Raw genomic sequence first — 20451 nt, forward strand, 5'->3', positions numbered from 1 at the left:
ATCAGATGCAGACCTTAACATGTAGAAGGGGTGTTCTGCTTTAAGCGGCCAGAAAGTAAGAAGCCTCCCAGCTATTAGACTGGAAGGCTTCGCGGCGGTAGCTGCCTTTGCCCTTGCCGGCGGGTTCCTGACGGCTGCGGAACAGTGGCTGGGCGATGATGGATTTGGCCTTGTTGGGGCCATGCTTGGATGGCTTTTTGCTCATGATGAAATCTCACAGGTAGGTGGGTTTTGCGGGGGAAATAATCTGCCGAAGTTTGGGTTCTGTCTATAGGGCAGATGGATGTGAGTTTTGTAGGAAGAAAGATCAAAAAATCGCAGCCTTCGGCAGCTCCTTGGGAACTTGTATACCTGTAGGAGCTGCCGAAGGCTGCGATCTCTTGATCTTGCTTTTGATCTTACTCGGCCGGCAACGACAATCTCTGCCCGGCCATCAACAACGACAACCGACTCAAACTCATCCACGGCGAACCGGCGGCCTGGCCTTTGATTTGCGCATCAATGCGCTGCGCTTCCAGCAACAACTGCGCCCAGCGTTGCGCGGAGTAGCGTTGCAGGGCTTTGCTCATCAGTGGTTTGCGTTTGTCCCAGACCGGTGGTCGGGCCGAACTGAACGCTTTGTCCAGCGGCACGCCCTGGCTGTATTGCAGCGCCAGGCTGGCCAGCAAGCGCAGTTCACGGGCCAGGGCCCAGAGAATGACCGGGGGTTCGACGCCTTCACCACGCAGCCCTTCGAGCATGCGCAAGGCGTGGGCGGCTTCGCCGTTGAGAATCGCGTCGGTCAGGCCGAACACGTCAAAGCGTGCACTGTCGGCGACGGCAGCCTGCACGGTTTCGACGGTGATCTGGCCACCCTCGGCCATCAGCTTGAGCTTTTCGATTTCCTGGGCCGCGGCCAACAGGTTGCCCTCGACCCGTGCGGCGATCAGTTCGACAGCGTCCTGGCTGGCAGACAACCCGGCCTGGGACAACCGCTGGCGAATCCAGCTCGGCAACTGGTTGGCATCCACCGGCCAAATCTGCAAGAACTGGGTCTGTGAACCTTCAACCAGCGCCTTGCCCCACTTGGTTTTCTGGGCGGCGCCATCGAGCTTGGGCAAGCTGATCAGCAGTACGGTGTCTTCGGCCGGGCGCCCACAGTATTCGATAAACGCGGCGGCGCCTTTGTCACCCGGCTTGCCTGACGGCAGGCGAAGTTCCAGAAGACGCTTTTCAGCGAACAACGACATGCTGGCACCGGCCTGCAACAACGTACCCCAGTCGAAACTGGCGTCGGCGGCGAAGACCTGGCGTTCATCAAAACCCTGCTGACGAGCAGCCGCGCGGATGGCGTCGGCTGCCTCCTGGCACAACAGTGGGTCATCGCCACTGATGACGTAGACCGGCGCAAGGGCGCCTTGCAGGTGTTTGGCGAGTTGGGCGGGGGCGAGTTTCATAAGAGAGGGCAAACGGGGCGCCTGAGCGCCCCGTAAGTCTTACTGCTGCGGGATTTCGACGGGCGACTGACGCGGGGTTTCCGCTTCAGCCTTCTGCGCGGCTTGCAGTGCATCGGCGTCAGCCTTGGCACGTGCATTCGCGGTCGCTTGCAACTGATCCAGCTGAGCCGGGGTGATCTGTTGCAGGCGCAGGATCATGCGCTGAACCAGTTCGCGACGGGTTTCTACGCGGGCAGTGTTGGCTTCCTGGTCGGAACCCACCAGGTTGTTGCCGTCGTGAATGAAGATCTTCTCAACTTCGAGCTTGTCGCTCTTCAGTGTCAGATCGTGCTCACCACGGATTTCGTAGTTCAGCACCGTGGTCACCTGGTACTCACCTGTACGGCCGGCACCGGCATAACTGAGGATGCGCTGGTTTTCCTGCTCATCCGTCAGAATCAGCTTATACGGTGCTCCGGTGTAGACCTTGACGCCGCTGCTCTGCAGCACTTGGCGCAGTTGCGTCACGGTTTCGCCGTAAGCGTTGCGGGCGCTCACGTCGAGTTCCTTGATCGCCAGTTCGGTAGTGCCGGTGCCGCGCAGCTGGAAACCGCAGGCGCTCAACAGGACTGCGAGGCCCATCACCAGCAAGTTGCGTTTGATCATCTTGTTGCTCCCCTTGAAACCATGTGGGCCGACCGTGCGGCCCGAAAGGTTTTACGCGGCGCCAGGCTCACCTGGCGCCTGATCCAATTAGCTGGCGACGATATTGACCAGTTTCCCGGGCACTACAATCACTTTACGAATAGTCAGGCCATCGACGAAGCGCAGCACGTTTTCATTGGCCCGTGCGGCGGCTTCGACTTCTTCGCGGGTGGCGCTGGCCGGCATTTCGATCTGGCCGCGCAGTTTGCCGTTGACCTGGATGACCAGTATCAGGCTGTCCTGTACCAAAGCGCTGTCATCTTGCACCGGCCAGCCGGCGTCGATCACAGGATCGGCGTGACCCAGCTGATTCCACAACTCATGGCTGATGTGCGGCGTGATTGGAGCCAGCAGCAAGGTCACGGTTTCCAGGCCTTCTTGAAGCAGCGCGCGATCCTGTTCGGTGCCTTGCGGGGCTTTTTCCAGCACGTTCATCAGCGTCATCACTTGGGCGATGGCGGTGTTGAATTTGTGGTGCTGGCCGACGTCCTGGCTGGCTTGTTTGATGGCCAGGTGGATCGAGCGGCGAACGGCTTTCTGCTCGTCGTTCAGGCTGGCGACGTCAAGTTTGCCCGGCAGACCCTGAGTGACGTGCGCTTGAGCCAGACGCCAGACGCGCTTGAGGAAGCGGTGCGAACCCTCGACGCCGGAGTCGGACCATTCCGCGCTCATGTCTGGTGGCGAAGCGAACATCATGAACAGGCGGCAGGTGTCTGCACCGAACTGGTCAATCATCGACTGTGGGTCGACGCCGTTGTTCTTCGACTTGGCCATCTTCTCGGTGCCACCGATTTCCACCGGCAGGCCGTCGGAGATCAGTTTGGCGCTAATGACCTTGGCCTTGCTGTCACGCTCAAGTTCTACGTCCGCCGGGTTGAACCAGGTGTAGGCACCATTGGCTTCGCGACGATAGTAAGTCTCGGCGATCACCATGCCTTGGGTCAGCAAGTTCTTGAACGGCTCGTTGGAGCTCACCAGGCCTTCGTCGCGCATCAGCTTGTGGAAGAAGCGCGCATAAAGCAGGTGAAGAATCGCGTGTTCGATACCGCCGATGTACTGATCCACCGGCAACCAGTGGTCGGCCGCCGATTTCTCGACCAAACCGCCTTCATAGTGCGGCGAGGCGTAACGGGCGTAGTACCACGAGGACTCGACGAAGGTGTCCATGGTGTCGGTTTCACGCTTGGCAGGCTGGCCGCATTTCGGGCAAGTGCACTCGTAAAACTCAGGCATGCGTGCCAGTGGCGAACCGGCGCCATCCGGAACGACGTCTTCCGGCAGTACGACGGGCAGTTGATCTTCCGGGACCGGCACATCACCGCAGGTGTCGCAGTGGATGATCGGGATCGGGCAGCCCCAGTAGCGCTGACGGCTGATGCCCCAGTCGCGCAGACGGAACTGGGTGCGCGAGGCACCGAGTTCTTTCTTGATCAGCGCAACTTCCATGGCATCGAAGGCGCCTTCGAAGTCGAGGCCGTCGAACTCGCCGGAGTTGATCAGCGTGCCGTGTTCGCCGTAAGCGTCTTGCCATGGCGACGGGTTGGTGTCGCCGGAGCTGGTGCGCACCACGGATTTGATCGGCAAGTTGTACTTGGTGGCGAATTCGAAATCGCGCTCATCGTGCGCCGGAACCGCCATTACCGCGCCATCGCCGTAATGCATGAGTACGTAGTTGGCGACCCACACCGGGAGCTTCTCACCGGTCAGCGGGTGCTCGACGAACAGCGAGGTCGGCAGGCCTTTTTTCTCTTGGGTGGCGACGTCGGCTTCAGCAACGCTGCCGCCCTTGCATTCAGCGATGAACGCTTGCAGCTCAGGGTTGTTCTGCGCGGCCAAGGCGGCCAAGTGGTGTTCGGCGGCCACGGCAACGTAGGTCGCGCCCATCAGGGTGTCCGGACGGGTGGTGAAGACTTTCAGTACGCCGCTTTCGCCGATGGAATCGACGTTGTACGGGAACTGCACTTCCATACCGCGGGATTTGCCGATCCAGTTGCGCTGCATGGTCTTGACCTGTTCAGGCCAGCCCGGCAAGTCGTCGAGGCTCGACAGCAACTCATCCGCATAAGCGGTGATCTTGAAGTAGTACATCGGGATTTCGCGCTTTTCGATCAGCGCGCCGGAGCGCCAGCCGCGACCGTCGATCACCTGTTCGTTAGCCAGGACGGTCTGATCGACCGGGTCCCAGTTCACGGTGCCGTTTTTGCGATAGATCACGCCTTTTTCGAACAGGCGAGTGAACAGCCATTGTTCCCAGCGGTAGTAATCAGGCTTGCAGGTAGTCACCTCGCGGGACCAGTCCACCGCCAGGCCCAGGCTGCGCAGCTGGGTTTTCATGTAGGCGATGTTTTCGTAGGTCCACTTGGCGGGCGCTACGTTGTTCTTCATCGCGGCGTTTTCTGCCGGCATGCCGAAGGCGTCCCAACCCATGGGTTGCAGGACGTTCTTGCCTTGCATGCGCTGGTAGCGGGAGATCACGTCGCCGATGGTGTAGTTGCGCACGTGCCCCATGTGTAGCTTGCCGCTGGGGTAAGGGAACATCGACAGGCAGTAGAAAGTCTCCTTGCCTGGCTGTTCACTGACTTCAAAGGACTTTTGCTCGTCCCAGAACGACTGGGCGGCGGCTTCGATTTCACGGGGCTGATATTGTTCGTGCATGGCTACTTTTGAACTGAATAGGGGTGGCCTAATCCTCTTCAATGCAACGCTGGACGGTGATCTCGCCAAATCGGCGGTTCGGTGTCCAGACGAGCTGGAAGTGGAGTTACAGGAAGCGCCGTAGCATACATGACCGCACTCTATCGAGGGAAACCCTGATTACATGCAAAAGTTGGCTCCAAACCTGCTGCGAGGGCCGTTGGTCGCAGGGTTCAGCCGGTTTGTTCATGGAAGCTAAGCTCCTAATTGGGGAGTGAGTCTTATCTTCAATGAGGTGAGGGATGGTTGAGTCACAACGTAAAGTTACAAAACCGGAGCTGTATGAACGACTGATCGATCGTCTGGGAATGGCCCTGGACGCGGCGAAAACCGCCGGTCGGTTGCGTGATGAACGTCCCCTGGAGCTGGAGTTGCGAGGCCTGAGTCCCGCAGAGTTTGCATTGGTCAAGGCGTATCTGGATCGCAGTGAACGTGAAACACACGGATGCTTGTCAGAAGCAGTGAAGCAACTCGACGCACCACGTTCGGCCAAGATCATCTGGCTCAAGGACAAAACACCCGGCAGGGACGCGGTAAAGGTTCGGTCTCTGCAGTTCAAGTAAGGGCACTTGAAGCCATGACCTATGGTTTTTTAAAGCATAGTCCTTCCGCATTAGTTGTCGCATTGCGTCAACCCACTTAGGCTTCGGGCATCTCTGGAGATGCTCGATGCCTTTTCGTTATTTCGTGAAACAACTTCTGTTGCCTCCCGGCATTCTTTTGCTGCTGCTGGCGCTTGCCTGGTGGTTGCGCCGCTCACGGCCGCGACTGGCCGGATTGTGCTTTGCGCTGGGGCTCGGCGGGTTCTGGCTGATGAGCTTGCCGGTGGTGGTGCAATGGAGCGCCAAGGCTTTGGAGCGGGAGCCGGCGCTGGCGCTCAATGAATGGGCAACCCTGGCTCAGCGCGCCGATGCGATCGTTGTGCTGGGCTCGGGGCGTGAGCGGGGCGATTTGGCCTGGGGCGCCGATCAGCCGACCGGCGTCGGCCTGGAACGCCAGCGTTATGCTGCGCGACTGGCCAAGGCCTCCGGCCTGCCGATCCTGACCAGCGGCGGATTGCACTACGGCACGCCACCGACGGAAGCCAAATTGATGGCCGATTCGTTGCTCGATGATTTCGGCGTGACGGTGCGTTGGCAGGAAGGGCGTAGTCGCACGACTTGGGAAAATGCGCAGTTCAGTGCCGAGGTGCTGTTGCCGCAGGGCGTCAAACGCGTGGTCGTGGTGACTCAGGCCTGGCACATGCCGCGGGCAGTCTGGAGTTTCAAGCAGGCGGGATTTGAAGTGGTGCCGGCGCCGGTGGGGTTTCTAGGCGTGGACAATGCCCGGCCGTTGGGTGGCTGGATGCCGGAGTTCAAGTCGATTTGGCAATCCGGGCAGTTGTTGAATGAGGCGGTGGGGCAGATCGGGTATTCGATTTTCTACCGCTAAACCACTGTGGCGAGGGGGCTTGCCCCCGTTCGGCTGCGAAGCAGTCGTAAAACCTGCTAGCGCGGTCTGACTGAACGAATGCCGGGGGCCGCTCCGCAGCCCAACGGGGGCAAGCCCCCTCGCCACAGTTCAGACAGTCTTGGCAATCCGGCTAGCCAACAGCGCCCAGCCAAACAACAACACACACAGAATAATCAACGGCCACGAACGCCATTCCAGGTAGGGCGTCAGGTTGTGCATCGGCACCACTTCGCCATACAGAATCCCGCGTTCGAACTGCGGAATCTGCGCGGTGATCTGCCCGTAAGGGTTAATCAAACCGGTCACGCCGTTGTTGGTGGCCCGGATCATCCAGCGGCCAGCCTCAAGCGCGCGCATCTGCGCCATCTGCAAGTGTTGCAGCGGGCCGATGGAGGTGCCGAACCAGGTGTCGTTGCTGATGGTCAGCAGCAAATCGCTGCGAGCGGCGAGGCTGGCGGCGAATTCTGGATAGACCACTTCATAGCAAATGAACGGCGCGATCTGATAACCCTTGGCTTGCAGCAGCGGCTGGTCGGCCGGGCCACGGGCAAAGTCCGACATCGGCAGGTCGAAGAACGCGATCAGCCCGCGCAGCAAGTCCTGCAGCGGAACGTATTCTCCAAACGGCACGAGTTTTTGCTTGAGGTAAGTGCCATCGCCTTCGCCGACCACGGTGATACCGTTGAAGAAGCGCTTCTCATGACGGACTTCCTGGCGGATCGGTACGCCGGTAATCAGTGCGGTTTTACGCTCGGCGGCGAAATTCCCCATCATGTTCAAGTAGCCCTCGGCGGACTCCTTGAGCACCGGAACCGCAGTTTCCGGCCAGATCAGCAGGTCGACGCGTTTGGAGCTGAAGCTCATGTCGCGGTACAGCGCCAATTGCGAATTAACCTGCGCCGGGTCCCACTTCATGCTTTGTTCGATGTTGCCCTGGATTGCCGCGACACTCAGCGCCGGGCCGGCCGGACTGGTCCAGGCGTGTTCCTTGAGTGCGATACCCGCCACCCATGGACCCGCCAGCAGCACGACGCCAGCGGCGATGAAGCCCTTGCGACCCGCGCGAACCAGGCGTGGAGCGTTCCAGATCAGTGCGGCAGTCAGCGCCAGAACGAAGGACACCAGCCACATTCCGCCCACTGGCGCGAGCCCGGCCAGTGGGCCGTTGAGCTGGCTGTAACCGGAATAGAGCCACGGGAAACCGGTGAGAAACCAGCCACGAAACGCTTCCTGACCGACCCACAACGCGGCAAACGCCAAGGCGTCGGCCAGCGGTGCTTCGTTACGGCGCAGCCAGCGCGCCCAAAGCCAGGCGGGCAGGGCGAAGAACCAGGCAATCGCCGCGGTGAAGATCAGCATCAGGAAACCGGCCAGCAACACCGAAGCGCCGCCGAAGTGGTGGATGCTGTAGTAGATCCAGCTAGTGCCGGCGCCAAACAAACCGAAACCGAAACACCAGCCACGACCCAAGGCCTGACGCGGGGTCAGTTCACGCAAACCAGCATAGAAGAGCCCGACCGCAACCAAGGCTAGCGGCCAGATATCGTACGGCGCCAACGCCAGGGTGGTGATTGCACCGGCCAACACGGCCAGCAGATTACCGGGCCAGCCGGGACGGGTCAGACGGTGCATTTCAATCCTTAGAGTTACCGGGCAATGGGTGTCAGGCGCAGCAAATGAATCCGACGGCTGTCAGCGTTCAAGATGCGGAAGCGATACGGGCCGATTTCAGTGATTTCATTGCGTTTTGGCAAATGCCCGAACGCGCTCATCACCAGGCCGCCAACAGTATCGAACTCGTCGTCGGAGAACTCGCTGTCGAAGAACTCGTTGAAGTTCTCGATCGGCGTCAGCGCCTTGATCAGGAAGTCACCGCTTGGCAGTGGCTTGATGTAGCTGTCTTCTTCGACGTCATGCTCGTCTTCGATGTCGCCGACGATTTGTTCCAGCACGTCTTCGATGGTCACCAGACCGGCCACGCCGCCGTATTCGTCAATGACGATGGCCATGTGGTTGTGGTTGGCGCGGAACTCACGCAGCAGCACATTCAGGCGCTTGGACTCCGGCACGAAAGTGGCCGGGCGCAGCAGGTCCTTGATGTTGAAGCTGTCGCCGTTCTCCTTGAGGATCAACGGCAGCAAGTCCTTGGCCAGCAACACGCCCATCACGTCATCGTGGCTTTCGCCGATCACCGGGTAGCGGGAGTGGGCCGAGTCGACCACGGCGGGCAGGAACTCGCGGGGTGTCTGGGTCGCCTTGATGCTGACCATTTGCGAGCGCGGGACCATGATGTCCCGTACTTGCAAGTCAGCTACCTGAATGGCGCCTTCGACGATGGCCAGCGCTTCGCTGTCCAGCAGTTTGTTTTGGTGTGCGTCGCGCAGCAGCTCCAGCAGCTCCTGGCGGTTCTTCGGCTCGTGGGCAAAAGCCTGGGTGAGCTTACCCAGCCATGACTTCTGCCCGTTGCTCGATCGATCTTCGCTCATAGCGATTACTCTGAATCCTTTGTTGTAACGATAGGGGATGTTTCGGTTTCGTCGTCCGCATAAGGGTCGGGATAGCCCAACTCTGCAAGCAACGTTCGTTCCAGTGCTTCCATTTCTTCGGCTTCGTCATCATCTATATGGTCGTAACCAAGCAGATGCAAGCAGCCGTGAATGACCAGATGTGCCCAGTGGGCTTTCAGTTCCTTGCCTTGCTCCGCGGCTTCGCGCTCGACCACCGCCACGCAGATCACCAGATCGCCCAGCAGTGGAATATCGAGAAACTCGTCGGGAACATCGGCCGGGAATGACAAAACATTGGTGGCGTAGTCTTTCTGCCGCCAGGTGAAGTTCAGTTCGCGGGCTTCTTCTTCATCGACCAAGCGGATGGTCATTTCGGAGTCGGCAGTACGCTGGCGCAGGGCCAGTTCGCACCATTGGCGGAACTCGGCTTCGCTTGGGGCAGGCGCTTCGGTGGCCAGTTGCAGATCAAGCTCAAGCATCGTGGCGTTTGTCCTTTGGTGTTTCTTCGGCGACGCGATTTTCGAAGCGCTCGTAGGCTTCGACAATGCGTTGCACCAGCGGATGGCGCACGACGTCTTTGGGTTTGAAGTGGGTGAAGCTGATGCCCGGCACGTCTTTGAGCACTTCGATCACATGGTGCAGTCCGGACTTGGTGCCTTTCGGCAGGTCGACCTGGGTGATGTCACCGGTAATGACCGCGGTTGAGCCGAAGCCGATGCGGGTCAGGAACATCTTCATCTGCTCGACGGTGGTGTTCTGGCTTTCGTCGAGGATGATGAAGCTGTTGTTCAGCGTACGGCCGCGCATGTAGGCCAGCGGCGCGACTTCGATCACCTGACGTTCGATCAGCTTGGCCACGTATTCGAAGCCGAGCATTTCGTAGAGTGCGTCGTACAGCGGACGCAGGTACGGGTCGATCTTCTGCGACAGGTCGCCGGGCAGGAAGCCGAGCTTTTCGCCTGCTTCAACTGCCGGGCGCACCAGCAGGATGCGGCGAATCTGTTCGCGTTCCAGCGCGTCTACCGCGCAGGCAACGGCCAGATAGGTCTTGCCGGTACCGGCCGGGCCGATGCCGAAATTGATGTCGTTACCGAGGATTTCCTTCACGTAGCGCAACTGATTCAAGCCACGAGGGCGAATCATGCCTTTTTTGGTGCGCAGGGCCACGGAGGGTTCGGCGGGGGAGATGTTGTCCATTTCCTCGACGGCGGATTCCTGCAGGAACAGGTGAACCGTATCCGGCGACAGCTCTGAACCTTTGGTTTCCCGGTACAGGCGGCGGATCAGATTTTCCGCGGAGGTGGTGTGCTTGGGTTCGCCGATCAGTTCGAACTGGTTTCCGCGATTGCGGATCTCGATGGTCAGGCGCTGTTCGATCAAGCGCAGATGCTCGTCGAATTGCCCGCACAGATTGGCGAAGCGGCGAGCCTCAAAGGGCTCGAGGATAAAGCGATGTGGTTCGATGGGTGCGTTCAAGGTCGTATTTAGCCGCCCTGGGGCAATTAAGATGAAATCAAGGATAACGCCAGTGGGCTGGGTGCGAAAGCTCTTAAATAACCCAGGCCCAAACACCGATCTCGTCGGAGCGAGACTTGCCCGCGAAGGCTGACTGACATTCAACAGATGAGTTGTCTGTCATGCCGCCTTCGCGAGCAAGCTTCGCTCCTACAGGTCATGCGGTGTTACTGGATTAGCGAGCCCCGCAACGAGTGCGGCTGTGCGGCATCAATGTGCACGTCGGCGAACTGGCCAATCAGGGTTGGATTGTCGCAGCGGAAGTTGACGATACGGTTATTCTCGGTCCGGCCTTGCAGCTCGCCAGGGTCTTTTTTCGAATAATCGGTGACCAAAATGCGCTGGGTCGAGCCAACCATTTGTCGGCTGATCTCGAAACCCTGCTGGTTCAGGCGATGTTGCAACGCGTTCAAACGTTCTTTTTTCAGCGCTTCCGGCGTCTCGTCGGCCAGGTCTGCCGCCGGAGTGCCCGGGCGCTGGCTGTAAACGAACGAGTAGGAGAAGTCGAAACCGACGTCTTCGATCAGCTTCATGGTTTGTTCGAAGTCTTTCTCGGTCTCGCCCGGGAAGCCAACGATGAAGTCCGAGCTGATGCAGATGCCCGGCACGGCGGCCCGCAGCTTGCGCAGTTTGGATTTGTATTCCAGCGCGGTGTGGTTGCGCTTCATTGCCGAGAGGATCCGGTCCGAGCCCGACTGCACCGGCAAGTGCAGGTGTTTGACCAGCTCAGGTACGTCGGCGTGGGCCTGGATCAGGCTGTCGGAGAATTCCAGCGGGTGCGAGGTGGTATAGCGAATCCGGTCGATGCCATCGACGGCGGCCACTACGCGGATCAGCTCGGCGAGATCCGCCAGGCGACCGTCGTGAGTGGTGCCGCGATAGCCGTTGACGTTCTGCCCCAGCAGGGTCACTTCACGCACGCCGTTTTCGGCCAGGTGAATGATCTCGGCGATGACGTCGTCGAACGGGCGGCTGACTTCTTCACCGCGGGTGTACGGCACCACGCAGAACGTGCAGTACTTGCTGCAGCCTTCCATGACCGACACATAAGCGCTCGGGCCATCAACGCGCGGCTCGGGCAAGTGGTCGAATTTTTCGATTTCCGGGAACGAGACGTCCACTTGCGGCAGCTTGGTGGCGCGGGCGGCGTCGATCATTTCCGGCAGGCGGTGCAGGGTTTGCGGGCCGAACACCACGTCAACATACGGCGCGCGATCACGGATCGCCGCGCCTTCCTGGCTGGCAACGCAACCGCCGACGGCGATTACCATGTCCGGGTTGGCCAGTTTCAGTTCGCGCCAGCGACCCAGTTGGGAGTACACCCGGTCCTGGGCGCGTTCGCGGATCGAGCAGGTGTTGAGCAGGATGACGTCGGCGTCTTCAGCGCGCGCGGTGACTTCCAGGGCCTGATGTTCACCCAGCAGATCGACCATGCGCGAGCTGTCGTACTCGTTCATCTGGCAACCGTGGGTTTCGATGTAAAGCTTCTTGGCCATGGAAAGAGTCATCACGTGATTCAAAGAACCGCGCATTATAGGGAACATGTCCCAAGGTTCCTACCGCTGTGCGTCCGGTGGCTATGCTATAGTTCGCGCCCTCATTTTTATCCCCCAATGTGTTGCCCGCCCACCATGACCAAACGTGAAGCCCCAATCTACAAGGTGATTTTCCTCAATCAGGGCCAGGTGTACGAAATGTATGCCAAGCAGATCTATCAAAGTGATCTGTGGGGCTTCCTGGAAGTGGAAGAGTTCGTCTTTGGCGAGCGCACGCAAGTGGTCGTCGATCCGAGCGAAGAGAAGCTCAAGGCTCAGTTCGAGGGCGTGGTGCGCAGTTTTGTGCCGATGCATTCGATCGTGCGCATCGACGAAGTCGAGCGCCTCGGTACGCCGAAAATCAGCGAAGCCCGCGGCGCGGTCGGCAATGTGATGCCGTTTCCGATGCCGATGCCTGAGAAGTAGGAAACAGGTTGAGTGGCTAGAGGAGGTTGTTGTGGTGAGGGGGCTTGCCCCCGTTGGGCTGCGGAGCGGCCCTGAAATCAGCCACTACTACCTTCCTGACAGACCGCATCTGCTGACTTTACGGCTGCTGCGCAGTCGAACGGGGGCAAGCCCCCTCGCCACAGGTGTCCGTCTTTGATTCAGGGCAGCGGCGAGAACGGCGTACGCCCATCGGCGCTTTGCAATTCCATCAGGTATTTACGGAAGATTTGCCCCAGCACTTGGGTAGCCACTTCCAGATCTTCGCGCGGCATCTTCTCGGCGACTTCGTCGGCGGTGTCCAGCGCATCTTCTGCGCCATTAACCGCGGCCATTTTCAGCACGATATACGCCTGAACATTATTGGCCGGCACGCCTTCGCCGTGGAAAAACATGGTGCCGAGTTTGAATTGCGCCTGGGCGTGGCCTTGCAGCGAGGCTTTCTCGAAAAAGGCCAAGGCTTTATTGAGGTCGCGCGGGGCGCTTTTGCCGTTGTAGTAGAACTCACCCAACTCGTATTGCGCTTGAGCATCCCCTTCATCCGACGCTTTCTGGCAGGCGGCGAGCGCTTGTGTCAGGTCTTGCGACTGAGTATTGAGGGTGCAGCGACCCATTGCTGGGATCAACAACGAGTTGCCGCCTGCTTGTGCGAGCGCGAGCAGGGGCTGAAGGAGCAACAGGCAGCCCAATGCAAGGGTGCGGCCGGTGCGGTTCATGAGAATCGACTTACCTCTGAAGGGCGCGCGGACCCGTCGAGGGATCCAATAAGCGCGCATTATGAAATAAGCAGGGCCAACCTTACAAAGTCTTTACTCGTTTTTCTGCTGCGCGGGGAATATATCGCCCACTTTGCGGGAGATTATTGGCACAAGAGTAGGAAAAGACGCAGGGATGTAGGTAAAAGCTGACGCTGGCAATCGCCAACGTCAGCGGCACAGCGTTATTTCAGTGCGGCGAATGCTCGCTCGGCGGCATCCAGCGTCAGTTTCAACTCGGTTTCGCCGTGGGCGATCGAGGTGAAACCGGCTTCGAAAGCGCTCGGCGCCAGGTACACGCCGCCTTCCAGCATCAAGTGGAAGAAGCGTTTGAACAGATTGGCGTCGCTGGACATCACGTCATCGAAGGTCACGATGTCGTCAGCGCCGCTGAAGTACAGGCCGAACATCCCGCCCGCCTGAGTGGTCACGAAAGGAATGCCCGCGGCATCGGCACGCTGCTGCAGGCCGTCGAGGAGGCGGCTGGTGTAGTCGCTCAGTTCTGCGTGGAAACCCGGACGGCTGATCAGGCGCAGGGTGGTCAGGCCGGCGGCCATGGCCAGCGGGTTACCCGACAAGGTGCCTGCCTGATACACCGGGCCCAGTGGCGCGATGTGCGACATGATTTCGCGCTTGCCGCCGAAGCAGCCAACCGGCATGCCGCCACCGATGATCTTGCCGAAGGTGCTCAGGTCCGGCGTCACGCCGAAGTGCGCCTGGGCACCGCCAAGTGCTACACGGAACCCGGTCATCACTTCGTCGAAGATCAGCACCACGCCGTGCTTGTCGCACAACGTGCGCAGGCCTTCGAGGAAACCCGGTGCTGGTGGCACGCAGTTCATGTTGCCGGCCACTGGCTCGACGATGATGCAGGCCACGTTCTGGCCAACTTCGGCGAGCATGGCTTCGACGGCGTCGATGTCGTTGAACGGCAGGGTCAGGGTGTGTTTGGCAAAGTCTGCCGGTACACCGGCGGAGCTCGGTACGCCTTGGGTCAGCAGGCCGGAACCAGCCTTGACCAGCAGGCTGTCGGAGTGACCGTGGTAGCAGCCTTCGAACTTGATGATGTCGTCGCGGCCGGTGAAACCACGGGCCAGGCGAATTGCACTCATGGTCGCTTCGGTGCCCGAGCTGACCATGCGCACCATTTCCATCGACGGCACGATCGAGCAGACCAGGTCTGCCATCTCGGTTTCCATCGCGGTCGGGGCGCCGTAGGACAGACCGTGTTCCAGCTGTTTACGCACCGCGTCCAGCACGTCCGGGTGGCTGTGGCCGAGAATCATCGGCCCCCAGGAACCGACGTAATCCACATAACGCTTGTCGTCTTCGTCGGTGACGTAGGCGCCTTCGGCGTGTTTGAAGAACAACGGCGTGCCGCCAACGCTCTTGAACGCGCGAACCGGCGAGTTCACGCCACCGGGAATGTGTTTCTGGGCATTGGCAAACAGGGTTTCGGAACGAGACATGATCGGGCTCTCAAATCAGATTTTAAGCTACTTAAATAGAAAGCAGTTCGTTAAAGGCGCGGGCGCGGCGGGTCACTTCAGCCGTGCTCTCGGCGCCGAACAGGCCGTGGACCACCGCCAGCAGGTCGACCCCGTGGGCCACCAGCGGCGCGGCGTTTTCCAGGGTGATGCCGCCAATCGCGCAGATTGGCAGGTGCAGTTTGCTGCGGGCCTGGTCGAGCAGGTCGAGGCTGCAGGTCGGTGCGCCGGGTTTGGTGTTGGAGTTGAAGAAGCGGCCGAAGGCAACGTAACTGGCGCCTTCCTTTGCTGCTTGCTCGGCGAGTTCGAGTTGCGCGTGGCAAGTCGAGCCGATGATGGCCTGGCGACCGAGCAACGCGCGGGCCGGGGTCAGCGGGCCATCGGTCTGGCCCAGGTGCACGCCGACGTTCAGGCGTGCGGCCAATTCGGCGTCGTCGTTGATGATCAGCTGGGTTTTGTAGCGATCACACAAGTCGCGCAGGGCTTCGGCCTCGCGCAGACGGCGGGCCTCGTCGCTGCTCTTGTCGCGATACTGCAGCAGGGTGACGCCGCCTTCCAGCGCCGCCTCCACGTACTCGAGAAATTTACCGGCCAGCAACTGGCTGTCGGTAATGGCGTATAGGCCACGTAGTTTCATCGGACAAGCCTCTGCGCTTTACGCATCGAAAGTTACGAACAGAAATCCAGCGGCAGGCGACGCGGCACGAACTGGCCTTTGCCCAGTTGTTCGGCATCACGCAGGGTGCGCCATGTGTAGTTAAGCGCGGTCTGCACGGCGCTGGCGAGGTTTTCGCCCAGGGCCAGACGACCGGCCAAGGCGCTGGCCAGGGTGCAGCCGGAACCGTGATAACTGCCGGGCAAACGCTGGCAGGTGAAGGTTTCGCGGCGACCGTCGCGGCTGTACAGGCGATTGTGGATTTCGTGTTCGTCGCCGTGACCGCCGGTGATCAGCAGGTGTTTGACGAAGGGCAGGAGTTTTTCAGCGCATTCGTCCGCGGTGCCTTCGGGCAGTTCGGCGAGGATACGGGCTTCGGGAAGGTTAGGGGTGGCGATGATCGAGAGCGGCAGCAGCCGTTCGCGCATGGCGTAGCCGACTTCGTCCTTGCCCAGGCGTCCGCCGCCACCGGCGCGCAGCACCGGGTCACAGACCACCGGCAAGTGCGGGTGCGCCGAGAGCAGTTCGACCACGGTGTCGACCATTTCCAGGGAACCGAGCATGCCCAGTTTCACGGCCGCGACTTCGGAGTCGTTGAGCACGGCATTGGCCTGGGCCAACACCCACTCACGGTCGAGGACGCGGAAGTCCGTGACGTTGACTGTGTCTTGCACGGTCAGGGCAGTGACGGCCGGGGCCGCATGACAACCCTGAGCGAGCAGGGCTTCGATATCTGCCTGCAAGCCGGCGCCACCACTTGGGTCGTGGCCGGAGAGACAGAGGACAACGGGGCGAGAGCTGTAGATATTCATGGTGCGCGAGCTTACCACCAAACATGTTTTTTCGGTGCGTGCGGACATCGGCGTGTGTTGTCGAAAGTTCAAAAGATCGCAGGCTTCGCCCGCTCCTGCACAAGTTGTGAGCAGGCCAGAAACTGTAGGAGCTGCCGAAGGCTGCGATCTTTTTGTCACATTCTGACCAGGCAAACAGCTCTATCTCAATGCATAGCGCTGAAACGCCCGTTCTAGAGCCTCTACTGTAAAAATTTCAATGGTACTCAATGGCCATCAACGGCTATGCTAGAGTGGATCCAAACCAATAACAGGTAATACCGGTTTTACGTCTACTCAAAAGGAATGGGGGGCTTCCTGACACAACCGGACAGGCCACGCTGGGGCTTAAATGCGCTATTTGCTGATGTTGCTGTTGTGCTTGCCCCTCCTGGCGAGCGCCGTTGAATTTGACGAATTCACCCAGAGCCTTCCCCTGGGTCGAACCATGCAGGTGTACGAAGACGCGGGCGGTCAGGCGACCATTGCCGACGTCCGTGCGCAAGCCGCCGCCGGAAACTTCAAAACCCACGATAAAGCCACCCTCAACGCCGGCTACTCGCGTTCGGTGTTCTGGCTGAAAATCGACCTGCAGTACCGCCCGACCAACCCGGACGCGCAACGGACCTGGCTGCTGGAACTGGCCTATCCACCCCTCGATCATCTTGATCTGTACCTGCCGGATGCCACGGGCGTGTATCAGTTGATTCGCCGTACCGGGGATCAACTTCCGTTCGACAGTCGCGAGATCCGTCAAAACAACTATCTGTTCAGTCTGGATTTCAAACCCGAGCAAGCGCAAACGGCGTATCTGCGCCTGCAAAGCGAAGGCTCGATCCAGGCGCCAGTGACGTTGTGGTCGAGCACCGCGTACCTCGAAGAGCAGCCCTTGCGCCTGTATGTGTTGGGCCTGATCTACGGTGTGTTGCTGGGGATGGTGGTCTACAACCTGTTTATCTTTCTCAGCGTGCGCGACACCAGTTACCTGTATTACATCTTCTATATAGCCTCGTTTGGTTTTTACCAACTGTCAGTGAATGGCGCGGCGGTGGAGTATTTCTGGCCGAACAATCCCTGGTGGGCCAACGCCGCCACGCCGTTTTTTATCGGCTGTGCCGGGTTGTTCGGCAGCCAGTTCGCCCGCAGTTTCCTGCAAACCGCGCAACACAGTCGCTGGCTGGATCGGCTGCTGTTGGGCTTGATTGCGTTTGGTGCGGTGGTGGTCGGGTTGTCGCTGATGACCAGTTACGCCCTGGCCCTGCGCTTGGCGACTACCCTGGCGCTGCTGTTTACCGTGGTGATTTTTGCCGCAGGGATCTTCGCCTGGGTACGTGGCCTGCGTGTAGCGCGCTATTTCATCATCGCCTGGTCGGCGTTTTTGCTTGGTGGCGTCATTAATACGCTGATGGTGCTGGGCTACCTGCCAAATACATTCCTGACCATGTACGCCAGCCAGATCGGTTCGGCCATCGAAGTGGCGCTGCTGTCCCTGGCGCTGGCCGACCGGATCAACGCCATGCGCGAGCAACAAGCGCAAACGCTGTTCGATGCCGGACAGAAGCTCGAAGTGCTTAACCAGCAACTGGCCCGCAGTAACAAGCTCAAGGACGAATTCCTGGCGACCCTGACCCACGAGTTGCGCACGCCCATGAACGGCGTGATCGGTTCGCTGGAACTGATGCAAACCGTCGAGATGGACCCGGAGCTGGAGCAATACCAGCAAACCGCCGCCGGTTCGGCGCGGGACATGATGCGCATGGTCAACGGCATCCTCACCCTGACCGAGTTGCAGGCCGGCAAACTCAAGGTTTACCCGCAAACGTTCAGCTTGCGCGGCGTGATCGAGACCTTGCGTACGCAGTTCGAGGGCAATGCGTCGAGCAAGTCGCTGGACTTCAAGGCCGAGGTGACGCCGGGGCTGCCTGATCGCCTGCTTGGCGACAGCAGCAAACTGGCGCAGTGCCTGGAATGCCTGCTGGACAACGCGATCAAATTCACTCGGGTCGGCGGGGTTGCGCTGCGGGTGACGGGCAAGACGACGGATCAGGGGCGGCTGGCCCTGTCCTTTGCGGTGATCGACACCGGGATTGGCTTTACCGATTTTGGGGAGGCGACGATGTATCAGCGTTTCTTCCAGCTCGACGGCTCGATGACCCGCGAATACGGTGGCCTGGGCGTTGGCCTGGCGATCTGTCGGCAACTGATCGAATTGCTCGGCGGACGCCTGACTCACCGTTCCGAGCCGGGGCGCGGCAGTCGCTTCCAGTTGGACGTCGAAGTCGAGTTGCCGGTGGTGGAGCGCACGCCTGTGCCTTTGATGCCCCGGGACTTCCCGCGTTTGCGCCTGCCTCAGGATTGCACGGTGCTGCTGGTCGATGACAACAGCATCAATCAATTGGTAATGCGCGGCATGTTGCTCAAGCTTGGGTTCCGGGTGCGATCCGCCGACAGCAGCATGGCCGCACTCGACCATTTGCAGCGTGAAACCTTTGATGCCGTGGTGCTCGATTGCCAGTTGCCGGCTCAGGACGGCGCATCGCTTTGCTGCCAGATCCGTGCTTTGCCGGGCTGCGACGAATTGCCGGTGTTCATGGTCGCCTTGAGCGTTGATCGGGAACGCTGCCCGAGTGGCGTCGTGATCGATTACCTGAGCAAACCGGTGAAATTCGAGGATTTGCAGGCAGCGCTCTATCGTCGGGTACTCTGTCCGAAACAAGGTGAAAGCGCCGACATTTAGGCAGATATGACACTTTGTTCGGCCGGGGGGCGGTGCTTAACTGAAATCCTGGCTGACCAAAGGAGCCCCGTCATGAACCTGCATCAGTTCGCCGAAACCCACGAAGTCACCAACCAGCCGCCGTCGCTGGACGGCACCAACCTGTACCGCATTGACCTGCCGTTGCAGGAGTGGTCGCGACGTTTTGGGGCCGGTTGGGCCGAGTCGCGGATCGATGCGTACGGTGCGCTGGCCGGCGGTCCGCTGATGGAAGCGGGGTTCCTGGCCAATCAGAACAAACCGGTGTTTGTCAGCCATGATCGCTACGGTCATCGCATCGACCTGGTGGAGTTTCACCCGGCCTATCACGAACTGATGCGCACGGCGATCGAGCACGGTTTGACCTCGTTGCCCTGGACTGATCCGCAGTCCGGCGCCCACGTCGCTCGCGCCGCCATGAGTTACCTGCACAGCCAGGCCGAGGCCGGCAGTGGTTGCCCGCTGACCATGACGTTCGCCAGTGTGCCGGCGATGCGCCTGCAACCGGATCTGGCCAAGCAATGGCTGCCGAAAATCCTCGCCACCGAATACGACCCGCGCAACGTTGGCATGGCCCACAAGGCCGGCGTCACCATCGGCATGGCCATGACCGAGAAACAGGGCGGTACCGACGTGCGGGCCAACACCACCAAGGCCTATCCGGTTGGCGCCAGCGGTCCGGGCCAGGCGTATGAGCTGGTGGGGCACAAGTGGTTCTGTTCGGCGCCGATGTGCGATGCCTTCCTGACCCTGGCCCAGACCGACAAGGGCTTGACCTGTTTCTTGTTGCCGCGCCATCGCCCGGACGACACGCGCAATCAGTTCTACATCCAGCGCCTGAAGAACAAACTCGGCAATTGCTCCAATGCCTCCAGCGAAGTGGAGTTCCGTGGCGCGCTGGCGTGGATGGTCGGCGAAGAAGGCCGGGGTGTTCCGACCATTATCGAAATGGTTGCCATGACCCGCTTCGATTGCATGGTCGGTTCCAGCGCGCTGATGCGCCAGGCGCTGACCCAGGCCAGCCATCACTGCGCCCACCGCACGGTCGGCGGAAAACTGCTCAGCGAACAACCGTTGATGCAGAACGTGCTGGCGGATCTGGCCCTGGAAAGCGAAGCCGCCCTCGCGCTCAGCCTGCGTATGGGCAAGGCGCTGGATCATCTGGATGACAGCCATGAAGCAAAATTCGCCCGGCTGGTGACGGCGGTGGGCAAGTACTGGATCTGCAAACGCGCACCCGGAATGATCAACGAAGCCGCTGAATGCATGGGCGGCGCCGGTTATGTCGAAGAAAGCATCCTGCCGCGGTTGTACCGTGAGGCGCCGGTGAATTCGACGTGGGAAGGTTCCGGCAACGTGCAGTGTCTCGACGTGCTGCGGGCCTTGTCGAAAGAACCGGGGGTGCTGGATGTGCTGTTCAGCGAGTTGGGCGATGGGCATGGCGACAAACGTTTGGCTGCGCACATCAGCCAGTTGCAGGCAGCATTCAAGGACACCAGTGACATTCAATACCGTGCGCGGCAGCTGACCGAAGATATTGCGTTGGGGCTTCAGGCCAAGTTGTTGCTGGAGGCGGGGAATGCGGTGGTCAGCGATGGGTTTATTGCCAGTCGGCTGGGTTCGGCCGGGCGGGTGTATGGCGCGTTGCCGAGGGGGCTGGATGTGGAGGCGATCGTCGCGCGCTCGACCCCTAACCAGTAAT

General features: G+C 60.1%; 18 protein-coding genes. 5 read left to right on the top strand and 13 right to left on the bottom strand.

Annotated elements, in window-relative coordinates; all coding sequences use genetic code 11:
• Positions 1-40: 40 nt before the first annotated feature.
• The 4 genes from arfA to leuS form a co-directional block, all read right to left on the bottom strand.
• Positions 41-205 carry an alternative ribosome rescue factor ArfA gene (gene arfA, locus AC1MEW_RS07100; protein WP_056744572.1) on the bottom strand — a complete coding sequence of 55 codons (165 nt, stop codon included), beginning with the start codon at positions 203-205 and terminating at the stop codon, positions 41-43.
• 193 nt (positions 206-398) lie between these two features.
• Positions 399-1436, bottom strand: coding sequence for a DNA polymerase III subunit delta (holA, locus tag AC1MEW_RS07105; protein ID WP_201205038.1), 1038 nt, complete (start codon positions 1434-1436; stop codon positions 399-401).
• 39 nt (positions 1437-1475) lie between these two features.
• Positions 1476-2081, bottom strand: coding sequence for an LPS-assembly lipoprotein LptE (locus tag AC1MEW_RS07110; RefSeq protein WP_201198148.1), 606 nt, complete (start codon positions 2079-2081; stop codon positions 1476-1478).
• Between the two features lie 87 nt (positions 2082-2168).
• Positions 2169-4775 (bottom strand): leucine--tRNA ligase, encoded by a 2607-nt coding sequence (leuS, locus tag AC1MEW_RS07115; RefSeq protein WP_323570299.1) that lies wholly within the window; start codon positions 4773-4775, stop codon positions 2169-2171.
• A gap of 281 nt (positions 4776-5056) precedes the next feature.
• Between leuS and AC1MEW_RS07120 the strand changes: the two genes are divergently transcribed.
• Together AC1MEW_RS07120 and AC1MEW_RS07125 are read left to right on the top strand one after the other, a co-directional pair.
• Positions 5057-5377: a hypothetical protein gene (locus AC1MEW_RS07120; RefSeq protein WP_201198146.1), complete on the top strand. Its 321-nt coding sequence runs from the start codon at positions 5057-5059 to the stop codon at positions 5375-5377.
• Between the two features lie 106 nt (positions 5378-5483).
• Positions 5484-6245: a YdcF family protein gene (locus AC1MEW_RS07125; RefSeq protein WP_201198145.1), complete on the top strand. Its 762-nt coding sequence runs from the start codon at positions 5484-5486 to the stop codon at positions 6243-6245.
• A gap of 129 nt (positions 6246-6374) precedes the next feature.
• On the opposite strand, the gene lnt is transcribed toward AC1MEW_RS07125, so the two are convergent.
• From lnt to miaB, 5 genes are all read right to left on the bottom strand, one after another.
• A complete protein-coding gene (lnt, locus tag AC1MEW_RS07130; protein WP_480425809.1) occupies positions 6375-7898 on the bottom strand; it encodes an apolipoprotein N-acyltransferase in 1524 nt (507 codons plus the stop codon).
• A 14-nt stretch (positions 7899-7912) separates the two neighbouring features.
• Positions 7913-8752 carry an HlyC/CorC family transporter gene (locus AC1MEW_RS07135; protein WP_027924283.1) on the bottom strand — a complete coding sequence of 280 codons (840 nt, stop codon included), beginning with the start codon at positions 8750-8752 and terminating at the stop codon, positions 7913-7915.
• Positions 8753-8757: 5 nt separating this feature from the next.
• Positions 8758-9252, bottom strand: a complete 495-nt coding sequence (gene ybeY / locus AC1MEW_RS07140; protein ID WP_201198143.1) for an rRNA maturation RNase YbeY — start codon at positions 9250-9252, stop codon at positions 8758-8760.
• A complete protein-coding gene (locus AC1MEW_RS07145) occupies positions 9245-10249 on the bottom strand; it encodes a PhoH family protein (protein ID WP_201198142.1) in 1005 nt (334 codons plus the stop codon). The genes ybeY and AC1MEW_RS07145 overlap by 8 nt, the downstream gene beginning before the upstream one ends.
• 206 nt (positions 10250-10455) lie before the next feature.
• Positions 10456-11784: a tRNA (N6-isopentenyl adenosine(37)-C2)-methylthiotransferase MiaB gene (gene miaB / locus AC1MEW_RS07150; protein WP_322219108.1), complete on the bottom strand. Its 1329-nt coding sequence runs from the start codon at positions 11782-11784 to the stop codon at positions 10456-10458.
• Between the two features lie 135 nt (positions 11785-11919).
• On the opposite strand from miaB, the gene AC1MEW_RS07155 reads away from it, so the two are divergent.
• A complete protein-coding gene (locus tag AC1MEW_RS07155) occupies positions 11920-12249 on the top strand; it encodes a DUF1820 family protein (protein ID WP_007894425.1) in 330 nt (109 codons plus the stop codon).
• A gap of 179 nt (positions 12250-12428) precedes the next feature.
• Here AC1MEW_RS07155 and AC1MEW_RS07160 read toward each other — a convergent pair whose 3' ends face one another.
• From AC1MEW_RS07160 to AC1MEW_RS07175, 4 genes are all read right to left on the bottom strand, one after another.
• A complete protein-coding gene (locus tag AC1MEW_RS07160) occupies positions 12429-12983 on the bottom strand; it encodes a tetratricopeptide repeat protein (protein ID WP_201198140.1) in 555 nt (184 codons plus the stop codon).
• 224 nt (positions 12984-13207) lie between these two features.
• Positions 13208-14491 (bottom strand): glutamate-1-semialdehyde 2,1-aminomutase, encoded by a 1284-nt coding sequence (gene hemL, locus AC1MEW_RS07165; RefSeq protein ID WP_480425813.1) that lies wholly within the window; start codon positions 14489-14491, stop codon positions 13208-13210.
• Between the two features lie 31 nt (positions 14492-14522).
• Positions 14523-15146: a thiamine phosphate synthase gene (gene thiE, locus AC1MEW_RS07170; protein WP_201198138.1), complete on the bottom strand. Its 624-nt coding sequence runs from the start codon at positions 15144-15146 to the stop codon at positions 14523-14525.
• A gap of 32 nt (positions 15147-15178) precedes the next feature.
• Entirely contained in the window at positions 15179-15976 is a 798-nt protein-coding gene (locus AC1MEW_RS07175) for a hydroxymethylpyrimidine/phosphomethylpyrimidine kinase (RefSeq protein WP_415771602.1), read from the bottom strand.
• 370 nt (positions 15977-16346) lie between these two features.
• Between AC1MEW_RS07175 and AC1MEW_RS07180 the strand changes: the two genes are divergently transcribed.
• Entirely contained in the window at positions 16347-18731 is a 2385-nt protein-coding gene (locus tag AC1MEW_RS07180) for a 7TM diverse intracellular signaling domain-containing protein (RefSeq protein WP_480425816.1), read from the top strand.
• A gap of 72 nt (positions 18732-18803) precedes the next feature.
• Entirely contained in the window at positions 18804-20450 is a 1647-nt protein-coding gene (locus AC1MEW_RS07185; protein ID WP_201256678.1) for an acyl-CoA dehydrogenase family protein, read from the top strand.
• The last annotated feature ends 1 nt before the right edge of the window (position 20451 follow it).

Source organism: Pseudomonas sp. ASL4, assembly GCF_056680395.1.